The organism is Microcoleus sp. MON2_D5 (assembly GCF_036701905.1).
Lineage (GTDB): Bacteria > Cyanobacteriota > Cyanobacteriia > Cyanobacteriales > Microcoleaceae > Microcoleus.
In genome coordinates, this window is the sequence record NZ_JAUBRM010000049.1 from 36,427 (window position 1) to 55,566 (window position 19,140).

Below are 19,140 nucleotides of genomic sequence, written 5' to 3' on the forward strand. Positions count from 1 at the left end.
AAGGGGTGTTTTGTTGTTGCAAGGAAATACCCCCCCCCTCTCTATTTTTAGGGAGTAGTACCCCGATCGCCCTGATCGCCCCGATCACACCCTTGAAACCTTTGATATTACGTTGTATTTCTAGTGATCAGGGCAAAATGAGGGGTAAGACCCTACAATGTGCCTCGATCGCCTTTATATGGCTCAAAGTATTGAGTTAGCGTAATGTGTTAGCTGATCAGGGTAATATAAGGGGTAAGACCCCCCATTATGCCCCGATCGCCTAGTCAATAAAAATGAGGGGTAAGACCCCCCATTAATATGAATGTGATGGAACGCAGGGATGGACTTTACATCAACGAAGAGATAGATGCGGATGGATAGTGAATGAGTTGTAGAGAAATCAAAAAACTAAGAGAGTCCAAATAAAGGGCTACCGCATTGTTTGAAAAAGAGGGAATAATCAATCACAAGTTTCTACCCAATACCTCAACCACTATCGCAGCTACGCTCAACTTATTAGCGATAGCTTCTTTTACTTTAGGGAGCTTTCCAACCGGAATGTAGACACTCTTCACCTGCCACTTGCCATTGGTTTTTACTTTGTAACGGTAGTGGTTGACTGTGCTTTCACCCTTCCAAAAACTATACACCAACCCGCTGCCTCCCTGAACTACAGGCGCTTGCTGTATACTCGCAGCTAGTGAATCATAGGCCGTATTGCTATCATTTTGATTGTCATCATTGGGGTATACACCAAGACTCGGTATTGAGCTTTGGTGTATACTCTCGGCTAGCAAAGAGATGTCGGTGTTAGCATTAGTTGGGTTGTTGCCGCTGCGGTATACACCAGAGACTCTTCGATGTTCCTGCGAGGCAGAGACGAAAGCTGCTTCTATACTATCAATTGTGATAGGAGTTAGGAAAGAAACAGAGCTATTTATATCGCTTGGATGAGGTGCTAGTGAAGTTTGGTGTATACTTTCACCTTTTAGAGTAATGCTAAAGCTGCTGTTAGTCCTCTTGTGAATCGCTGAGTATACACCAAGAGGTCTTAATGAAGCTTTGTGTATACTATCCAGTCCTGAAATAATGGGAAAGCTGCTGTCAGTTGTGCTGGCAGAGTCTGAATATAAAGTAACCCCGGATATTTGAGCTTGGTGTATACTCTGGTCTGACAAGGTAATGGCAGAATTGCTATTACCTTCAGTTGTAGAGTCAGAGTATACACCAAGAGGTTCGGGAGTCTTGGTTGATGCTACTTGCTCCAATGGCACAAATTCAAAGCGAATTACCCAAACTTCTTGGTTGCTGTCGCCTTTAAAGTAGCGTTTGACGAACTCTGCGACTGAGGAACACATTTCCCCCTCAGCTTGCAAATCTTCATCGGGCATGGCTGCAAGTTTCTCTTTGTAGGGAGCGCCAAGTAACCGACACCAACCGATTTGCTTGCCTCCATAACGGATATCTTTATCGAGGGCTTTGACTAATTTGTTTTGATGGAAAGCGTTAATAAATTTCTGAGCGTGTTTATCTTTCCAAACACGGCGTGTCACCGTTTTATGGGTAAGGCACTGCAACGTTTTCCAAAAGCTAATACCCAATCCCGATAATGCAAGTTCGGCGGTGTTCTCAATCGATGATTCCGAAAGCTTTGGCAAGGTGCTGCACTCGTTTGAGGGCAATGTAAGCTTGTCCGGGCATGACTGTTTTGGCAAAGAGGTATCTGGCTCTGATTCTGCCTTTGGTTTTACTTTTGACTCCAAAGTGGGAGATAGAGATGTTGTGCTCGAAAGGCAATCCATCCAGCCCAGGGGGAACCCGAATATCAACTCCATCCCCATCACGGATAAATAATGGGATGGGGAAATGATGCCGAGCTTCCTGAGCGATTGTTCGCACTTGGTCAGCCCAGCCGGTTTGGAATTGGTGCTCGTGTTGCTGCTGTGCAAAGTCCTGAAGGTAAGCAATGATAAAGACTCGGTTTCGCTGATGGCTCGCTCCGATTTCCTTTGCCGATACGAGGAGCGGATCTTCAACACAATATCCTGCCATTCGGAGAGAGGCAACGACTTCTCTACCTCCTCGGACGAGCAAGCCTTCTGGATTTTCGACAATAACAAAGCTGGGTCGAGCTTCGAGGATAATTCTGAGCATTTGCCACCACAAACTTGATTCAGGATGAGCCAATCCCCCTCGCTTTCCGGCATTGCTCGTACCGGTACAAGGGAATCCTCCCCAGATGCAGTCGTAATGTCCTCTTGTGGCGCTAAAAGTTCGGATGTCGCTGTGAATAGGGATGTGGGAATAGTGCTGTCGGAGTACATATTGAGCATCCTCATCGATTTCTACCAACTGTTCGACTCTGAAACAATTTAGGGCAGCAGCAGCTAATTCAAAACCACCGATGCCGCTGAATAGTGAAAGCGTTCGCATCATCTTCGATTCTCCTTTTGGGGAGTCACAACTGGGCTTCTCAAATGGGTGACTCAGCGGGGGCTAATAATCCATTAGCATCCATAATTCCTGCTTCTCAAGCCAATCCTGGCGTATCGAATTCACCCTTTAAATCACCGAATAGCGAAGCACTGTAAGCCAACCGATAAGCAAACTTTTGGGAGTTAGTTATTGAGTGCCACACTTCGACATAGTGCCAGCCTTTCAAAGGTTTGCTGAGCCAGAACTTATCTCGAAAAAGGGGAGCCAAAACTTGTTTTGCTTGCCATCTGTGATTGCAGTTGTCGCAGCAAACCTCCAAGCTGTGGGGATGGTGGCGGTAAATGTCAGGGGAAGCGCAATTCTGGCATTGTTTATTCATGATTAAAACCAATCCTCCGATTCGGGTGCAAATCTGTTTTCAGATACTGAGGGTGACTCAATATCCGGTAATAAAGTGAGTTGTTTTGGTTCAGAATTTGTGATTTCTAGCTCGGTATTTGTTACTGCCAAATCCCCAAGAACTTCAGATTTCTCAGTAGCTAATTCAAGCGTTTGAGCGTACACCGATGCTCCCAAGTCAAATAATCCAGCTTTATTGATTCTTTCCACCCAATTACCGATACCCAACAAGCATTGGCTCCATAAATCAAACTGCTGCCATTGATGGTTCAGTGCATCTGCATCCAACACCGACCAAGTTGCGATCGCCTCTTTCCACTTCTCGATATCTTGGGGAATCCGCATCTCGAACTCTTTTCTCAATTCCTTAAGTCGCTCTTTCACTCCCGGTGTCAATGCAGCAAAGATTTCAGGGCGCTGGTGATTCGGTACACCCAATCCCTTCACTGCTTCATAGGTTGTGCCATCTCGGTTTGCTACTTCTGAAAGCATGAATACCCATTCATCAATCCTGAGCGAACGAGCGGGAGAATCAGGGTAGATTGGGGTAGAGGGGAACTCCTCACCTCTTTGATGAGGGGGGGTGTCTTGTTGATTGGGAACATCCCCCACCCTTTCATTTGTTAGGGAAGTAGTACCCTGATCACCTTGGTCGCTACTCCCAAACCCTTGATTTTGCGTGGTGTTTTTGCTGATCAAGGTAGACTGTGTGGTGTCACCCCCCGTCATGCCCTGATCGTCTTGTTGATTCAAATCAGGGATAAGACCTCCCATCTTTTGTTGTTCGTTCCATTCTTCAAAAGCTAATAAACCGCCTTCTGAGCAACGGAATTTGGCACATCGCCACTCGGGTTCGGGGTGTGGTTGGTTTGGTTTACCTTGATAGCCGTTAGAAGCATCCTCAGCGAGTGAAACATCGACCATGACACCGGGTAATAGAGTCATGTGAGTCCAATGAGCGGGTTGTAACTCGCCATCTTTGCGCTGTCGGGGTATGTGGTGTTGAGGGATTACTGTTTTTAAGTGAGCGATGAACTTGCTCATCCCCCGGTTGTCCGAATAGCCGTGTGCCTTGCAGTAAGCGATAAACCAACTGTGGAGTTCGTGGTTCTGGATTTGCGAAGCAGAGTCGGAAGGCCGGAAGCACAAATCAATGAAGCTGCGTACCGGGTCGCCGTAGGTAGCAGCATCGAGTTTGGCGAGGCGGATGCGGTTGTTCTTGGAAGGTTGCAGCAGTATGGCATCGCGTTCACTTCTCGGCATTGCCAGCGCCCAAGATACAATATCCGCTTTGACGGCAGAGAGTTTGTGGCGCAGGTAGGGGTCTTCCAATCCTTCCCGCCCTTTCGATAAAAGAGGCAAACACCGTCTATCCCAGCCATCACCCGCATTCTCAATTTGCAGGTGGTCAACGGAAGCGACAACAAAGCGGCAATTCCACTCTTTGGGGTAGCCGCAGGATGAATAAAGGCTCCGACCCGAAAGTTGGCCGTTGTCCACCAATTCGTAAAACGGTCGAACCCCCGTGATGTAGCCCCCGGTGTCGGGAATGGTGTACAAAGATTTACCCGTGAGGTGTTGGTGCCGCGATTCGGGATTGCTCAATTCAGCAAAGTCACCGGAGTGTGAATCCTCCAAACCAAAGATTTCGCCCCAGAGCCTGAGCAATGTTCCCTTACCCGAACCCGAAGGCCCGATGATGTGTACGAACTTGCCGTAGGGTGCAGTTGGGTCGATGAGCATTGAAGTGTAGGCCCTCACCGCATCTAGTTGGTCTTCACCAAAAGCGGAGATGATGAAGTCGAGGAAAACTTGGGGGCAGGGGCGGTCGCGAACGTAATCCGATTGAATGGCCGAAGTGAGGTAGTGAGCGGGGTCGTGGGGCAAGAGTTCTCCCGTTCTCATATCCACGGTGCCGTTCTTGAATGCTCTAAAGTGTCGATTGGGTGCAGGTTCTAAGTACAGGCGCTTCATGGCGTACTTGAGTGCAGAGTTAGCGCAGCTTTCACTAGAGAAAGGAAATGTTTCCTCCCATTCCCACTTGCTCACTTGGTGTAGTTTAAATACCTTTTCGCTGCACACCGCAATCATGTGTTCGCAGCGCTTATCATCCTGCCGCTGCCACCATCCAGCCCCGGTGTATTGATACATGGCGCTGTTGATGGCTTTGTACTCGGCTCCGAATACCTTGCGTACCGCAAAGTCATCGAAAGTACGTCCCCTGGTGTAGTAATTGAAGTCGAGGCCTAACTTGTCGCAGAGGCTGCGGTAAAACGCATCTCGCTTGCGTTCTGGATACTTGGTTTGCGAGCTTTCTGAATTATCTTGATTGCCCGCACCCAATTCTTTACTGAACTCCAACAACCAGGGTGGCGGTAAACTTCCTAGCGCTTCGCCGATGGTGGGCCAATAGAATATGTTGAGCGCCGCTGCATCCTTAATATTGGTTGCCCACTTGGTTGCTTCTAGGAGCACTGCTTGTTTATCCGCATCGGTGTTGCCCGACAAGCGAGTTATTTGTTGCGCTTTCCACCTCAACCCGTGCTGAGCTTTTTCCAAGTCGGTATGTTGCCGCCAAGCATCGATGCCGTTGCGGGTAATGAATTTATCCGGGTCGCCGTCGCCGTCTTCACCCACAGGCAGCCTGGGAGCTACATAAGGAACGATGCGCGCCAGCAACAAAGATTTGATGCAGCTTTCAATCCCCTTATCCCCCGCGCTATCGGGGTCAAGGCAAATCACCGCTCTCTCAATTCCCGATCGCCGCAGTGACTGCACCTGTTCTCCCGACAAGCTAGCGGCTACACAAGCCACAACTCGGGTATCTCCCAATGCTTGAGCCACCGCTGCATCGGTAACGCCTTCGACCACCACCACTTCTTTGTGACCCGCCGCCAAAGCTCGATCGAAGTAAAGCGGCGATTCCTTAGTTGTCAGCCATGCCCCCTCTTCATCCTTGGGATTCCAGCAAGCATATTTCTTGGGAATTGTTGGTTCCGTCCAAGGTTGTTCTACCTTCTGAGCCTCCGAAAGTTTTCCCCAAGCTCGATAAGCCGCATCCCTCTCACTTTTCCACCCCCGGTGGTGCTTTTTGAGAGGCAAAGGTTTGGTGGGACAGTGACCGTACACCGTAAGCGGTTGACCCAATGCCGTGTGCCACGGAAAAGTAACGTATCCTTCCCACTTGCGGGTCAATACGCCCACTTCTTCTGCAATCTCTAAGTTGTAATCTTGTGCTTTGAGCGCTGCTGCAACTTCATCTTTGCTCAGGTAGTAGCCCAATCCCAATTGAGCGATCGCTTCCCGGCTCATGCCCCTCTCTGCAATCAAGTGGTTGATAGCACCCGTCCCCGCCTCGCTCCACAGCCAATCCCGGCACTGAGCGTACACCGCAGCCAATATCCCCCGGCGCGCTTCCCACTTCGCTGCTACTTCAATTTCCCTAGGAGTGTGTTCGCGTTCGGGTAGCGTTGCTCCTACCCTTGAAGCTGCTTCCCGCAAAGCTTCTACCCAATCAATTCCCTTGGGATGCTCCCAGCGACCTACCTTAACGCTGTGGATATAAGCGATGGGGTCGCCTGCAAATTCGCATCCCGCATCATAGAAGCGGAGAGAGTCGGGCCACACCGCAAACGAAGTTCCAGACTTGCTTTTGCGAAACGGGCTGCCTCCCCGCCACTTCTGGGCACTCCGCTGGAATTGATGCGATGGATGGTCGTACACCAAGTCAGGCGTCAGTCGGGGCAACACCTCCTGTTCCCAAAACCTCAACAAGCTGACATCTGTAGCTGGAGCGTTGCAGTTTTCTGAAATATCTGCCATGATAGAAGTCCTTATTAATATTTTTTGAGCCCTCTTCCTTTCAAAGAGGGTTTATTTTTTGGGCGAGTGTTTTTTTATGCTCTACCGATGTGTTAACTTTGAGTTGTCCTAAGAGTCAATCGATTCGCCAATCATTGACAATTTATCCTCTCTGTCACCCATAGGCGACAGCTATGTAATAAATATTTACAATGACTGAACCCGTATCACCTTTATTGAGGTGGCTTTGTGAAGAACAGGCGGACATTCACGGCACAGAATTAGCTGAACTAAGCGGTATTGCGCGGCAGACTTGGAGCAAAGTGCGGCAGGGAAAGCAAGATCTCAGCAGCGGCTTGTTGTGGCGGTGCATGGAAGTGATTGCCCGATTGCGCCCGCGCAGCGAGTGCGCTCAGGTGGTTCGCATTGTCACCTCTCAAAATGACTTGGAGAGGAAGAAAAGGGAGAGAGAAGAGCACCCGCTCCTGAGAATTGAACGCGCGTTAGAAGAACTCAAAGACGAGACTGAAGAAAACCAAGCCATGCTGTTAATGGCAAGGCGCTTGAGGAAGTCGCAGAATAATGTCAGTTTGATTAATTTTTAGTTAGGAAAGCTAAGTTTCAAGGGATGCACTCTGATACTGAAGATGGTGAGGTTATAGGAGTATTGCCACCTGATTGAGGGGTTATTTTCATCAGCTAGTTCCTATCTTCTTGCTGACACCAATTGAGCAAGCGAAAGTGTCTCCTGAATGTCCTTATTGGCGGTACACCACGAATCCAGCATCCGACCGTACAGCACGCTAGTTTCACGAGCGATGCGGCTGTACTCTTTACCCTGTGCCGAATCTTCATCACACTGGGGGATGAGGTCAATGCCCATTGCTAAATGATCTTGGTCGATTTCACGGTGTACCGTCCAATAGCGATTGGTTTTGAGTCCGAGGCGGGCGAACACGGGGATGACTGCTGAAAAGAAATCGAAACTAACGCCCTCAGAAATGAGATTCATGGCAATGACTTGGTGTTCGTAGGATTCGCGCAAGACCGACCTGAAACAATAGGCGCTCACCAACTGCGTTTCTAAAGTGGCAGCTATGGAAGTTGGGTTTTCTCCCGGTTGCAGGAAATCGTGTTTGTGCATCCACTCCAAAAGAAGCGATGCGTGGTCTACCTCTTCGGTGGCGTGGCGGGCGAAGCATCCCTGATAGCGAAAATCCCGGCACATTGTATAGCGCATTGCGAGCGTCGCAGTAAAATCACTCGATTGATAGTAGAGTTGCCTGACCCAACCCCGAACGTCATCGGGATGCTGGGCAGCAGCTAAGTGCTTGTAAAAAGACCCAGAAAGTAGATCCTGGCGGTACTTGGCTCCCAAATCCAATAACCACTTCATTTTGGTATCCTCTCTTTACAAATTATGACAATAAGGATCTGCGTACTATGCTACACCAGTATTATAATGCCCGTCAATCAGTATTTACGCGGTAAACTCCTATCAAAGGTGTGATACAATGCGCTAAGCTAATCTCAAAGCAAACCCTTGAATGCATTAGGATTGAGGGTAGAAAAAGTAAAGATTTGTTAGTTGAGAATTTCTGATGCTGTCAATTTCAGACCGACTACCTAATCAACAAGAGAATGCGGGCATTTTAATCGTCAACCACCACCGCCAAATGGTAGGAGTCACTCCCAACTTGTTGAGGATTTGGCAACTACCCGAACTTATTGTGCGGTCGTTATCCGACAAACTCGCCTTAGAGTTTGTATCCGAGCAATTTGATAATCCGCAATTGTTCCTCAAGGATATGACGGAAATCTACGAGCAAACGCATCTAGAGATTAATGAAAAAGTGCAACTCAGGGATGGTCGCATCATCGAGCGCCATTCCCAACCCTTATGGTTTAATGGAGTTTATGTCGGTAGGTTGTGGATGTTTCAGGTAAATTAGTGTAATAAGTGGCAGAGAATTATGAGCCCCACTCTGTCTTCTAGTAGTGGCATTTAATGACTAAAGTATGAATCAATAATATGAGAAAGAATTATGCCAACTTGTATGACAGACCCGGTTTTACCCCCCATCGTTGTGGATACTGCTTCGCCCATCACCATTGGCGCTCAAATCACCGAACAAATTAAGCTACTAATCGTGCGCGGTAATCTCAAACCGAATCAACCCTTACCGCCGATTATCCAGTTAGCTAAATACTTAGGAGTGAATCACACCACTGTGGCGCAGGTGTACAACGAACTGATCAGTTCGGGATATTTCGTAGGCAACCGGGGTAAAAGAACGGTGATTGCCGATTCTCCCTTCATCAGACAAATGGTTGCCCGTAAAAGCTTTTACGACTTACTCAGTCAAGCTTTTCAGGCAGCATCTCAATACGGGTTAACCGCATCAGAGTTTTCAGCAGCAGCTTACGCTCAAGCCGTTTTGGTGGATCGCCATCAAATAAATGTAGCATTTGTGAACTTCTACCCTGATAGTATTGAGATTAGTGCCTGTTTGGAAGCAGCAACGGGATTAGCTTTGGTATCGATTCCTTGGGCGCATTTACACACAAAAGAACCACAAGCCTTATCACAACTTTTATCTGCAGATTTAATAGTAACAACCATTAAAAACCTGTGGGATGTAGCTCAGATAGCCGACCCCAATAAGGAAGTGATCGGAATTGAAGTGCAACCCGATATGCAGTTATTGAGCCACATCTCGTCCTTGCCCCGCAATGCCAAGGTGTTGTTTGTGTGCCAAGAACAAAGCAGCAGCGAAGCAATGAAGCAGATTATCGACTATAACGTGCATCACATAGAATCAAAAGCAGTTACTCTAGAATGCGTTCACAACAATGTACCGGGACTCCAAGACTTTGATTTAGTGGTAGGTTCGACCTACGTTGAGAAGCAATTGAGTAGATACATTCCCAAGAATGTGAAATTAATGACCTTTAGCATCGGCATTGATCCGGTGAATTTACTCGTACTCCAAGCTCGTTTAGCTGCTGTGGAGATAGAAAAGTTAATGTAGCAGAAGTTGCCTAAATTATCATTTTCATCACACCAGCGCTCGCCCAATTAATCTTTTGAATCCGTGTCCCAACTCGAACTTTTCCCTGAATTTCAACCAAAACCCAGAACACTGAAATCGCCTCAACTAACGATGAGTTCTGAGGCGCTGCATTCTTGGAAACAGCGCATTTTTGAGCACCAGCAATCTGAAAGTGCGCCACAACCGCGACAGGGAAGTCTATTTGAGTTAGCGCCAAATCTCTGTGACCCCAACGATATAGACCCCTTTGCCCTGGAATTAAACAATCTCTCATTTTGTGAGAAACCGGATTGGGGCGATCGCACTTGCCTCTACTTCGTCATAGATAATGAGCTTCCATTGGTTCTTTACGTGGGAGAAACAGACCGCACTCCCAAACAAAGATGGATGAGCCACGATTGTCATAAGTACATTGAAAATTACATCGAACTGCATCGGCGTTATTCGTTAGATGTGAGTGTGGCTATAGCATTTTGGTACGGAGCGCCGGCTAACCGCAAACAGCGACTGCAACTAGAGTCAGAGCTTATTTATAAGTGGAAGTCACCTTTCAACAAAGAATGCTGGCAGTGGTGGGGACAGCCTTTTGGTAAGTGAAATAGCTGGAAGTTGGTATGTTAAAGTCACAAACCATATAAGAACAATCACCCATCTCCGAATCAAACATGGCTCGATTTGAGTTTCAGCTAGCAATGCTGCAATAAGGAGCGGAGGAACTAGAGAAAAAAATAGCTAACTTCACTAGCTAGTAAAAGTATAGTCATTTATGACATGACATGGAGAGATTAAGTCTTTACCCCTTCACTTTCACTTGGAGGGGATTGACCCGCATAAGGCTCGAACTACGCAGCTCCCTATCCCATTGCTAATTGTTGAACGAACCTTTTTGGTGGAATTACTATTGGCGTTTAATTAAAGACTATCAGGTGTTACCAGAAATGAGTCAAGCCATGATTTATGGAGCAATGATTCACCGGATGTTGCGACGTTTAGGAAAATGACAAGAGGCAACTTAACCATTGTTTAGAGGCAGGTTTTTAACGCTCGACCCGAAACCTGACTAACTCACAGACTGTAAGAATTACTCGTTCATAGTTCCTGAGTCTGAGTCGGAACCTCTCTTGAGCAATGCGAAATATTTTAAATGCTACTATGACCCTCAGTTTATGGAACCTTCTGCATGATGGAACGATTACCAAGATTGCAGCACCTCGACACGATACGCGACTCCTCACTATCGAAATTGAGTATCTCCGTCATATGTTTAGCAAAGATGGAAACGCAATTATTGTACAACTGGATAGTTGTGATGTTTTCGAGTATCAGGATTATCAGAATTTTACCGATGAGGAATGGACTCAAGAATTGTTGACGATTGCTACCTATGAACCGCAAATCCTGTCAGCAACACAAAATCAAAACAACATCCTTACAATAGGATGCGTTGCAGGACTGGTGCGAACACGCTACCAAAGCTTCAATCTTGCACTTGATAATGGATATCCCATAACTCTTGAAAATCTCCAAAATGCACATCAACGCTACTGGGAAGCATTCGGTAACAAAAATACCGTTATGGAATAGCAGCCTTTAGATTTCCTAGACCATCTCCGCATCCTCTAGGGCCCGCTTCTGTTCTCGGGGAGCGGGGTTGCTATCAATAAGATCACTTAACTCTTTGAGATTTGGCTCAGACACATTGTTCTATTTCATGTTATATTTCCCACATTAAAATTAACAGACGACCTAACTATGATAAATCTTAATTTTTTAAGAATTATCTAGGTTTGCTATAATATTGTTTCGTTTTAATTTTAATTCCTAGGTCTTCTTATGCAAATTGAACTTTCAGGTATAACCTTTCCCAAGAAGGTTGATTTGGTCGGCGTGTCTGGGGACGAAGAAATACTTAATAATGGCTTCACTAATACTCTTGCGGGCCAGGACTTAACCTTTAGTAATAGTATCAACAGCACTCCCACAAGGATTAGCGGTTTCTACAACAGCGGGACGTTTACTACCGATGATAGTAACAGCTTAATCGTTGCTGCGGCAGACTACGGCGACTCAATTCCTGATACTTACGACTACACGGTCAGCGGTATCCACAACACGGGTATGCTCAATACTGGTGAGGAAAACGACTTAATAGTTGGTCTCCGTTACAAACAAGGAAAATACAGGTCAAGCGATCGTGATAGTAATGGCATTTTCAACGAAGGAGGCACCATTGATACGGGTGGTGGTGATGACACAATCACGGGCATTGCCCAGGGTTTTTTGAGCGTAGGAATCGAGCATAACTCAAACAACCCCAACTTGCAAAGCCCGATCATCATAAAGACTGGCTACGGTAATGACACGATCGCGGGTACTGGCGAATACATGGGCTTACGTTTTGGTTCCATCAATGGTTCCATCATTGATACTGGGGAAGGGGATGACGCAATCACTGGCACTGGTGGGTATTCTGGCACGGTTCTCTACTCCTCTTTTCTCAACACCGGCGGGGGCAACGACACAATCACTGGCATTTCAACTCAGGGCGACGCCATTGCCAATTCCTCCACCATCAATACCGGGGATGGCAACGATATAATCACTGGCACTAGCACTTACAGTCTCGCCATCTTCAATACCGGCACCATCAACACCGGGGATGGCAACGATATAATCACTGGCACTAGGACTGATAATCGCTTTGGCCCGATCCTCGCCAACAGCGGTACAATTAATACTGGTAAGGGCGCCGACTCTATCATTACTGATAGCAGCGTGTCTAGCTTGGGCAACATATTTTTAGGAAAAGGTACAGACTATATCAGGGGTTTTGGTTATGGTACTTTGTATGCAGGGAACGACCAAGATGCGCTGGAATTAACGTCAGGTCGCTATACCGTTGAAATATTGGGAACAGCGGTGAGTTTTACGAGTAGTAGTGGCACTATAAAAACTTCCGAGTTTGAAAAACTCATAGCTGGTAGCACAACCTATGACTTCAGCAGTTTAACCAATGGTCAAACAATTGTGGTCGCTTAGCAGTCTATTTGGGAGGTATGGGACAGCGACCCAATAGAAAAGTTTTTCTGTCCTAAAAGACCCTTGATTTTTTACTGATAACGCTTTTCTGCAATCTCCTGCAAGAATGGGAGTTTTGGTTGTGGGGATGGGTTGTGGTTGTTGGTTTATACTTGAGAGCCAACATACCTCCGTTCCCCTTTACCCTTTATTAAAATCCACGTCACACTTTAAAAATTAGTCAGTTAATCCATTCTAAACCCGACCTGATGTGTAAGCGGTCAATGCTTTCAGAAAGCCCCAGCAAACTACGGAGGCACGCTCGACAATTACTTCAGTTTCAAAGCCCTTGATTGCACTTTAATCAGCAACTTTTCAGCAGTTTGTTGGAGGGCATCATCAGGGGGCATATCCTCAATGCCGAACGACCTCATTGCTGTATCTTTAAATTCTTGCAAAAATAGCAGTTCATCAGGAGTCAACGAGCAGAATCGGGAATCGGAACGAGGCTTAATCAATAATTATCTCAGCCTCAGAGTTCTATTTTGCCGATAAAAATGACTATTCTGAAGTCAAAGTTATGAATTTTATGAGTTGACTTTAAGAGTTATTTATTTAATAATGACTAAAATCCTCGCATCGGATATCGTATATATGGCTAACTGGAATCTAAGTATACGCCGAATAGTGCAAGTCTTAAAGCGGTTTTGGAACAAGCTGTGGGGATTGAGGGAACGGTTAGCCCGGACTTGTACCACGCTACAAAAACAGTTGGACGATCGAGAGCGGGGCAAAGCTTGGACGACGTATGCCAAAGCTTTGTCTCTGGCTAGCCAATGCGATGCACTCTCGGTAATTCAGATTGTGGTCAGGTTCGATCCGCTTTTTGATAACCAAGTTTTCAGATCAACCATTCCAGTGGGACGAGCACTTTCTATCCTGATAGACACAACACCTCAGACAACTCAGGGTCTTAATGCAGCATGGCGACTTTCCAAACGGTTAAATGAACAGTCATCTATTCGACAAGTACAGCAACAGATTTGCACAAAACTGGCTTCCTTGGGCGACACTAATGCGCTATTGGTCAGACTGCTAGAGCTACGAAATGAAGGGCTACTCACCTCACCAGAACTTACCTCCATTCTTAAAATCTTTCTAGAAAAGCATTCTTTTGGGCTTCTTGATTCCTGGAGAGACTTTTTCACGCAATTTCAACCTGCTGACCTGCCTCAAATTCACCAGGTATATGCTGTTCTGCGTTATTACGAACGGGCATCAGAATTGGCAGAAGCGGCTTTGGACTACCGCAGTGCAATCTGCTATCTCCAGTTTGTAACAGGTAAAAATGCTGCGCTCAGAATGCTGGCATTATCGCAGCAGTGGGGAGATACTGAGGCGATCGCCCTAGCGCACCAAAAAGTGGCTGAAAGTTTCTGGGAGGAAGGTAATCATGCAGAAGCTCTATTACACTTTCAGAAAGCAGACAACCCAGAAGGCATTAGCAATTGTTACCAACAACTGGGACAGTTTGACCTTGCGATCCAACACTGTCCTGTTGTTAGTTCTGACTGGATAAGATCGATTCGAGAGGCAATAGATAATGCAGTCCGGTTTCACTTAGAACGTCTTGAATTTTTGTCCGCTGTTCGCTTGCTAAAAGCGGTAGGAGATGCTTGGCGCAGCAAATCCCAAGATTCAACCATACAGGCTGAGGCTAACCGCACCCAACACTTCTTATCGGAAGTAGTCAGAACAGCCCGTTCCGCTTTTGAAGCTGAATTAAGGGCTTCTGAAGGTTTATCTGCAACATCAATTTTTAAACAAAGGAGCCTGTTGGAAGAAGCAGCAGGAAATTATTTGGAAGCTGGATTGCAAGCCCAAAAAGCCCAAGATTACTTTGCAGCCTCTTTATTGTTCGAGAAAGCGAGTGCGTTTGGTCAGGCTCTTTCGGCTTTGGAAGCTGCGGAACCCGATGCTCCAAATCCTATCAAAAAAGCACAGCTTCTGGAACAGGGAGGAGACTTTTTCATGGCAGGGCTGCTCTACGAGGGTTTAGGAGAAACGGAGCAGGCAATCGCTATGTACGAGCAGGCAACAGAGTTTTGGCGGGCAGCCCAATTGCGCCGGCAACAGCTTGGTGATGAGCAAGTGATTTTTGATGACCGCTTTCAAGAATTACTCACAAAAGCAGGGCGAGTCGAGCAACTGGCAGAACTTTGTGCAGCAAAAGCCAGCGATCCTCAACGAGCAACCGATGAAAAAGCGCGGTTATGGCGTCGGATACGAGATTTAGGAGAGCGCAATCTGGTTGAGCAGAAGTGGCTAGATATTGTGGCAATCGAGCTTCCTGGGATTGAGGTACTGGATCGGCGTAGATTTGAAGACCAGGCATTTGCCTGGGTACAAGCTGCCAGCCGAGAAGTTTTGGCAGACTATATTGATGCAATTGGACTGGATTTGGGTACAAGCAATAGCGTAGTCTGTGTCTACAACAAGCGGACCTGTGAGCCAGAGGTCGTAGAATGGCAGGGGCGGCGGCAAATTCCATCAGTCTTTGCGATCGACCAGCAAGGACGGGAATTAATTGGTTTATCAATCTTAGAATTACTAGGCAAGTCTCCTCGTGCCATTATTACTAAAGCTAAGCGGGAGATGGGAACCGAGCGAAAATTTAGAGCAGGAGGTCAGGATTATCGTCCAGAAGAAATAGCTGCCCGCATCATTAACCATACCCGTGAGTTAGCCAGAGAGCATCTGTATAAAAAGATTGGCGAAAAAGTTTCTGCGCGAGCGATTCGTGTGATGGGTCAAGCTCCACCCTCAGATTGGGTGAAAGAGTTTCTGAGAAAGCATCCTCCGAGCATTCCATTAGCTAATGTGGCGATTACCGTCCCAGCTTACTTTAATGACGCGCAGAAACAAGCCACCCGAACGGCTGGAATCTTAGCAAATGTCAACATTATCCGGCTCATTCACGAGCCAACAGCAGCGTGTTTGGCTCAAGGAATTCGCCAACAAAGGGAAAATGAAACAATTCTAGTTGCTGATTTAGGAGCAGGTACGTTTGACTTATCGATTATAGAAGTAGATCAAAATGTTTTTGAAGTGCTGGCTATTGAGGGAGATAATACCCTGGGTAGTGCCGATTTAGATGAGCTATTATATGCTCATTTTATAGGCGTAATTGCAGCAGAAACTGGGCAAGAAGTTTACAGCAATAGTCAAGCCGCCACTCGTTTGCGTCAAGCTTGTGAAGAACTAAAAATAGAACTTTCTGCTTGCCATAGTTGGACAATCGACTTACCGCAACTTGTGGGCGATCGCAATGTTGAGTTGACCTTAACACGAGCAGAGCTGGAACGTCTTGCATCATCTTGGTTAGAACGGATTCAAGCAGCCTGCCAAAAAATCACTCACAAACCAGATCGCATTCTATTAATCGGCGGAGGAGCAATTATGCCTGCCGTCCATCGCTGTATTCAAAGTGTATTTAAACTGACACCTGGTTCAGATGTCGATCCTCTAACTGCGGTGGCGCGGGGAGCCGTCCTACAAGCTGCTATTTTGATGGATGCTTTACCCGGATGGTTATTGTTGGATGCTGTACCATTTAGTCTTGGCATCAAATGCCAAACTGAACCAGGACAATTCAAGTTTGATTCAGTCATTACTAAACACACCACTATTCCTACAGATAAAACGCAACGCTATACAACAATAGAAGATAATCAAACTCAAGTCAGAATTGAAGTTTTTCAGGGAGAATCGCCGATTCCTGAAGAAAATTTCAAGATTGGACAATTTATTCTGCAAGGCATTCCCTTGGCAGAAGCAGGTGTTCCCCAAATTGATGTCACGTTTAAAATTGATGCTAATTGCCTGCTAACTGTAACTGCCCGCGATGCTGCCACTGGAAATCAACAGAGCATTACAATCGCCGATTCTCATCTATTGACACCGGCTCAAACGGCTTCTCTTCAGGGTAGATTTCGAGATTCGCAGCTTTATCAAACAATGCTTGGACGATTAGAAAAACTTGTGGCCGAATTGACAGTTATACTTCGTGAGGCAGAGCAGACAGATATTCTTGGATTGTCGGTTCGTTTACAGGAACGACTTCGCTCTTATGAGCGGTACAGAGAGCAATATTTGCCAACGGATAGAGATAATGAGGTCTTTTTTGAGGTTTATCGCGGTCGCAGTGAAGCAGAGATGAAAGTAAGGCTTGCCCTAGATCAATGGGGTACTTTGAGCCGGAGTATACAAACTTGGCTACAGAGCTATAGTTCATTCAATTGGCGTTCTACAGAACTTGAAAATCAAGTGCAACAGTTGGTGGATGAGGGCGATCGACTATTCCTGCGAGCCCGCGATGCTATGCTGAATATCACAGAGATTTCTGCAACTTACCACAAATGGCTGAGTACAATTGAGAACCTCTCTATTAATCCTGAAGGAGATGCCGAAGCGCTCGCCCAATACTTTATTAGCCTGAATCGTTACTCAGAAGCACTCGCCCAATTTCAGCGAATCAATGCTCCCTTATCTTTACCTCAGCTTGAATTGAAGCTAGAAATTTTAGCACGTTCCCGACAACATCAAGCTTATGCAGCACTACTTCTAGACCGCGCTGAAGAATTGAAAGTTCACAGTCCCGATTTTGAAAACCTCAATCGCGCAGTTTCTATCTATGCCTCTTCATTTGTTTGGATTCAAGTCAATTTAGGAGGACTTGTCGCAAGTGGTAGTGGTTTTGCTATTGGTTATAGCCAGGTGGCAACAAACCGTCACGTTCTCATAGATCGAGTAACAGGAAAATGTGTGGCGCCAGAAGCTATTTGCGTTGTCACAAAAGAAGGTAGTTGCCAAGTTGCAGCCATTCATTTACCTACTTGGGGAGCAGATGACGTAGCAATTCTAGATTTAGTGTCAGAACATTCACCTCTCGTGCCTTTGCGGTTAGGTTTCTCGGAATTAGTTGAGGTAGGAGAACGAATTATGACGGTTGGTTTTCCATCTCCTGAAAGTGGTGGATTTGAAGAAAATCTCTATTGCAATACTGGACTGGTTAACCGAATCCGACAGAATCAATTCTGTACTGAGCGAGTGCTAGAGGTCAGCATTCAACTTCAAGGAGGAATCAGCGGTGCTCCCCTTTTAAATCGGTTAGGAGAGGTTATAGGACTTTTAACATTTTGGACAGAGCGAAGACCGGATCCCAAGAGTGGGCAATTTTACAGTGAGCAGTCTTTCTACGCTATTCCGGTTGAGATTTTACGCCGTCTTTCTACGAGCATTCGACAACGCTTGAATAACTAAGTGTATGAGTTGCAGGTGGAAGTTGAAGGAATTTGAGGGCGATCGATGACTTCGGAGCGATCAATCCTTAAAGTGATCGGTAAATATAGCCGTAATACTAATCGCTTAAATCTGTAATCCTAACTAAAATAACTAACATTTTTTGTCCCTCAAATGAGTGACACTCAAATATGCGACTGGTCATACGTCCATAGGATTGCTCAGAATGGGTTCAGGTACAAAGAAAATCACGAGGTTCAGAGTATGTGGGGATGGAAAAGCATTCTTAAATCAGGCGATGGGTTGGCAACAGCGCGAGAAGATGTGCGGGAATTGCAAGTGCGATTGATTGATTTATCTAAACAATCGAATCGCCCCAAGTGGCATCCCGGCAACCCAGATGGTCAATTCGGCCCTAAAACTGAAACCGCCGTAAAAGCATTTCAAAAAGACCAAAATCTAGTAGCTGATGGTCAAGTTGGTTCCCTCACCGTAGAAGCGCTCTACAAAGATTATGCCCAACTGCGAGATTTCTTAGGCGCTAGGCAGTGGCAACAAGCAGATGAGGAAACAGCCAAACTCATGCTCAAAAAAGTTGGACGACAATTTGAGGATTCCTTTGAGCCAGGAGAAATCGAGCAAATTCCCTGTTCCGACCTCCACGCCTTAGACAAACTATGGTTGGCATCTTCTGGCGGTCACTTCGGCTTCAGCGTTCAAAAGCGTATTTGGAAAAGTACCGTTGCTACTAATCCAGACGTAGACGATGCGGGTCAACGCTTTGGGGAAATTACCGGACACCTTGTGGACGGTGAATGGATAGAGTACAAGCGCGTTACCTTCAACCTGAGTGCTCTTGCGGGTCACTTACCTACGCTGTGGTGGCGGCGCAGCACGGTATTGGCTGGCTTTGGTCGCCCCGTCGCATCTTTGGTATCCCGCATGGATAGTTGCAAGCTACCTTGACGCTCCTCAATCAAACTGCAATCAAACTGATTGTATTTTTGAGCGATCGCCTCTAAATACCAAAACTCACCCAGCGCCATCACCACAGGCAGTTTCAGGAGTTTCAGGATTTCCAGGCGGTGTCAACCACCCATTCCAACGGTCGCGGCTGAAAATTCAGTTCGCGTTTTGCCTTGGCATTCGA

Annotated in this window: 15 protein-coding genes; 9 read left to right on the forward strand and 6 right to left on the reverse strand. The window is 46.5% G+C overall.

Translation table 11 applies throughout. The features are described 5' to 3' along the window. Positions 1-446: 446 nt before the first annotated feature. From QUA47_RS18825 to QUA47_RS18840, 4 genes are all read right to left on the reverse strand, one after another. Positions 447-1,535, reverse strand: coding sequence for a hypothetical protein (locus QUA47_RS18825; protein ID WP_333431851.1), 1,089 nt, complete (start codon positions 1,533-1,535; stop codon positions 447-449). A 76-nt stretch (positions 1,536-1,611) separates the two neighbouring features. Beyond that, entirely contained in the window at positions 1,612-2,418 is an 807-nt protein-coding gene (locus QUA47_RS18830) for a DNA cytosine methyltransferase (protein WP_333431852.1), read from the reverse strand. Positions 2,419-2,512: 94 nt separating this feature from the next. Next, positions 2,513-2,797 (reverse strand): hypothetical protein, encoded by a 285-nt coding sequence (locus QUA47_RS18835; RefSeq protein ID WP_333431853.1) that lies wholly within the window; start codon positions 2,795-2,797, stop codon positions 2,513-2,515. 2 nt (positions 2,798-2,799) lie between these two features. Then, positions 2,800-6,639, reverse strand: coding sequence for a toprim domain-containing protein (locus QUA47_RS18840; RefSeq protein WP_333431854.1), 3,840 nt, complete (start codon positions 6,637-6,639; stop codon positions 2,800-2,802). Positions 6,640-6,830: 191 nt separating this feature from the next. Here QUA47_RS18840 and QUA47_RS18845 point away from each other — a divergent pair, with 191 nt between their 5' ends. Next, entirely contained in the window at positions 6,831-7,223 is a 393-nt protein-coding gene (locus QUA47_RS18845) for a hypothetical protein (protein ID WP_333431855.1), read from the forward strand. A 101-nt stretch (positions 7,224-7,324) separates the two neighbouring features. Here the strand turns inward: QUA47_RS18845 and QUA47_RS18850 are convergent, their stop codons facing one another. Continuing rightward, entirely contained in the window at positions 7,325-8,014 is a 690-nt protein-coding gene (locus QUA47_RS18850; protein ID WP_333431856.1) for an iron-containing redox enzyme family protein, read from the reverse strand. 205 nt (positions 8,015-8,219) lie between these two features. Here QUA47_RS18850 and QUA47_RS18855 point away from each other — a divergent pair, with 205 nt between their 5' ends. The 6 genes from QUA47_RS18855 (at position 8,220) to QUA47_RS18880 (ending at position 12,710) form a co-directional block, all read left to right on the forward strand. Next, positions 8,220-8,570, forward strand: coding sequence for a hypothetical protein (locus QUA47_RS18855; protein ID WP_333431857.1), 351 nt, complete (start codon positions 8,220-8,222; stop codon positions 8,568-8,570). Between the two features lie 93 nt (positions 8,571-8,663). After that, positions 8,664-9,650, forward strand: coding sequence for a GntR family transcriptional regulator (locus QUA47_RS18860; RefSeq protein WP_333431858.1), 987 nt, complete (start codon positions 8,664-8,666; stop codon positions 9,648-9,650). 132 nt (positions 9,651-9,782) lie between these two features. Next, positions 9,783-10,268, forward strand: a complete 486-nt coding sequence (locus QUA47_RS18865) for a GIY-YIG nuclease family protein (protein ID WP_333431859.1) — start codon at positions 9,783-9,785, stop codon at positions 10,266-10,268. Between the two features lie 272 nt (positions 10,269-10,540). Further along, positions 10,541-10,672, forward strand: a complete 132-nt coding sequence (locus tag QUA47_RS18870; protein ID WP_445302525.1) for a hypothetical protein — start codon at positions 10,541-10,543, stop codon at positions 10,670-10,672. A 151-nt stretch (positions 10,673-10,823) separates the two neighbouring features. After that, entirely contained in the window at positions 10,824-11,255 is a 432-nt protein-coding gene (locus tag QUA47_RS18875; protein WP_333431860.1) for a hypothetical protein, read from the forward strand. Between the two features lie 249 nt (positions 11,256-11,504). Then, complete coding sequence (locus tag QUA47_RS18880; RefSeq protein WP_333431861.1) at positions 11,505-12,710, forward strand: hypothetical protein; 1,206 nt, start codon at positions 11,505-11,507, stop codon at positions 12,708-12,710. A 308-nt stretch (positions 12,711-13,018) separates the two neighbouring features. On the opposite strand, the gene QUA47_RS18885 is transcribed toward QUA47_RS18880, so the two are convergent. Further along, positions 13,019-13,207 carry a hypothetical protein gene (locus tag QUA47_RS18885; protein WP_333431862.1) on the reverse strand — a complete coding sequence of 63 codons (189 nt, stop codon included), beginning with the start codon at positions 13,205-13,207 and terminating at the stop codon, positions 13,019-13,021. Positions 13,208-13,343: 136 nt separating this feature from the next. Here QUA47_RS18885 and QUA47_RS18890 point away from each other — a divergent pair, with 136 nt between their 5' ends. Both QUA47_RS18890 and QUA47_RS18895 read left to right on the forward strand, forming a co-directional pair. Then, positions 13,344-18,011 carry an Hsp70 family protein gene (locus tag QUA47_RS18890; RefSeq protein ID WP_333431863.1) on the forward strand — a complete coding sequence of 1,556 codons (4,668 nt, stop codon included), beginning with the start codon at positions 13,344-13,346 and terminating at the stop codon, positions 18,009-18,011. A gap of 243 nt (positions 18,012-18,254) precedes the next feature. Next, positions 18,255-18,956 carry a GUN4 domain-containing protein gene (locus tag QUA47_RS18895; RefSeq protein ID WP_333431864.1) on the forward strand — a complete coding sequence of 234 codons (702 nt, stop codon included), beginning with the start codon at positions 18,255-18,257 and terminating at the stop codon, positions 18,954-18,956. Positions 18,957-19,140 lie beyond the last annotated feature (184 nt).

Coding starts and splice junctions, on each gene's coding strand:
- QUA47_RS18840 (WP_333431854.1), bottom strand. CDS start 6,639: ATGGCAGATATTTCAGAAAACTGCAACGCTCCAGCTACAGATGTCAGC.
- QUA47_RS18830 (WP_333431852.1), bottom strand. CDS start 2,418: ATGATGCGAACGCTTTCACTATTCAGCGGCATCGGTGGTTTTGAATTA.
- QUA47_RS18860 (WP_333431858.1), top strand. CDS start 8,664: ATGCCAACTTGTATGACAGACCCGGTTTTACCCCCCATCGTTGTGGAT.
- QUA47_RS18865 (WP_333431859.1), top strand. CDS start 9,783: ATGAGTTCTGAGGCGCTGCATTCTTGGAAACAGCGCATTTTTGAGCAC.
- QUA47_RS18855 (WP_333431857.1), top strand. CDS start 8,220: ATGCTGTCAATTTCAGACCGACTACCTAATCAACAAGAGAATGCGGGC.
- QUA47_RS18890 (WP_333431863.1), top strand. CDS start 13,344: ATGGCTAACTGGAATCTAAGTATACGCCGAATAGTGCAAGTCTTAAAG.
- QUA47_RS18895 (WP_333431864.1), top strand. CDS start 18,255: ATGTGGGGATGGAAAAGCATTCTTAAATCAGGCGATGGGTTGGCAACA.
- QUA47_RS18880 (WP_333431861.1), top strand. CDS start 11,505: ATGCAAATTGAACTTTCAGGTATAACCTTTCCCAAGAAGGTTGATTTG.
- QUA47_RS18835 (WP_333431853.1), bottom strand. CDS start 2,797: ATGAATAAACAATGCCAGAATTGCGCTTCCCCTGACATTTACCGCCAC.
- QUA47_RS18845 (WP_333431855.1), top strand. CDS start 6,831: ATGACTGAACCCGTATCACCTTTATTGAGGTGGCTTTGTGAAGAACAG.
- QUA47_RS18850 (WP_333431856.1), bottom strand. CDS start 8,014: ATGAAGTGGTTATTGGATTTGGGAGCCAAGTACCGCCAGGATCTACTT.
- QUA47_RS18875 (WP_333431860.1), top strand. CDS start 10,824: ATGACCCTCAGTTTATGGAACCTTCTGCATGATGGAACGATTACCAAG.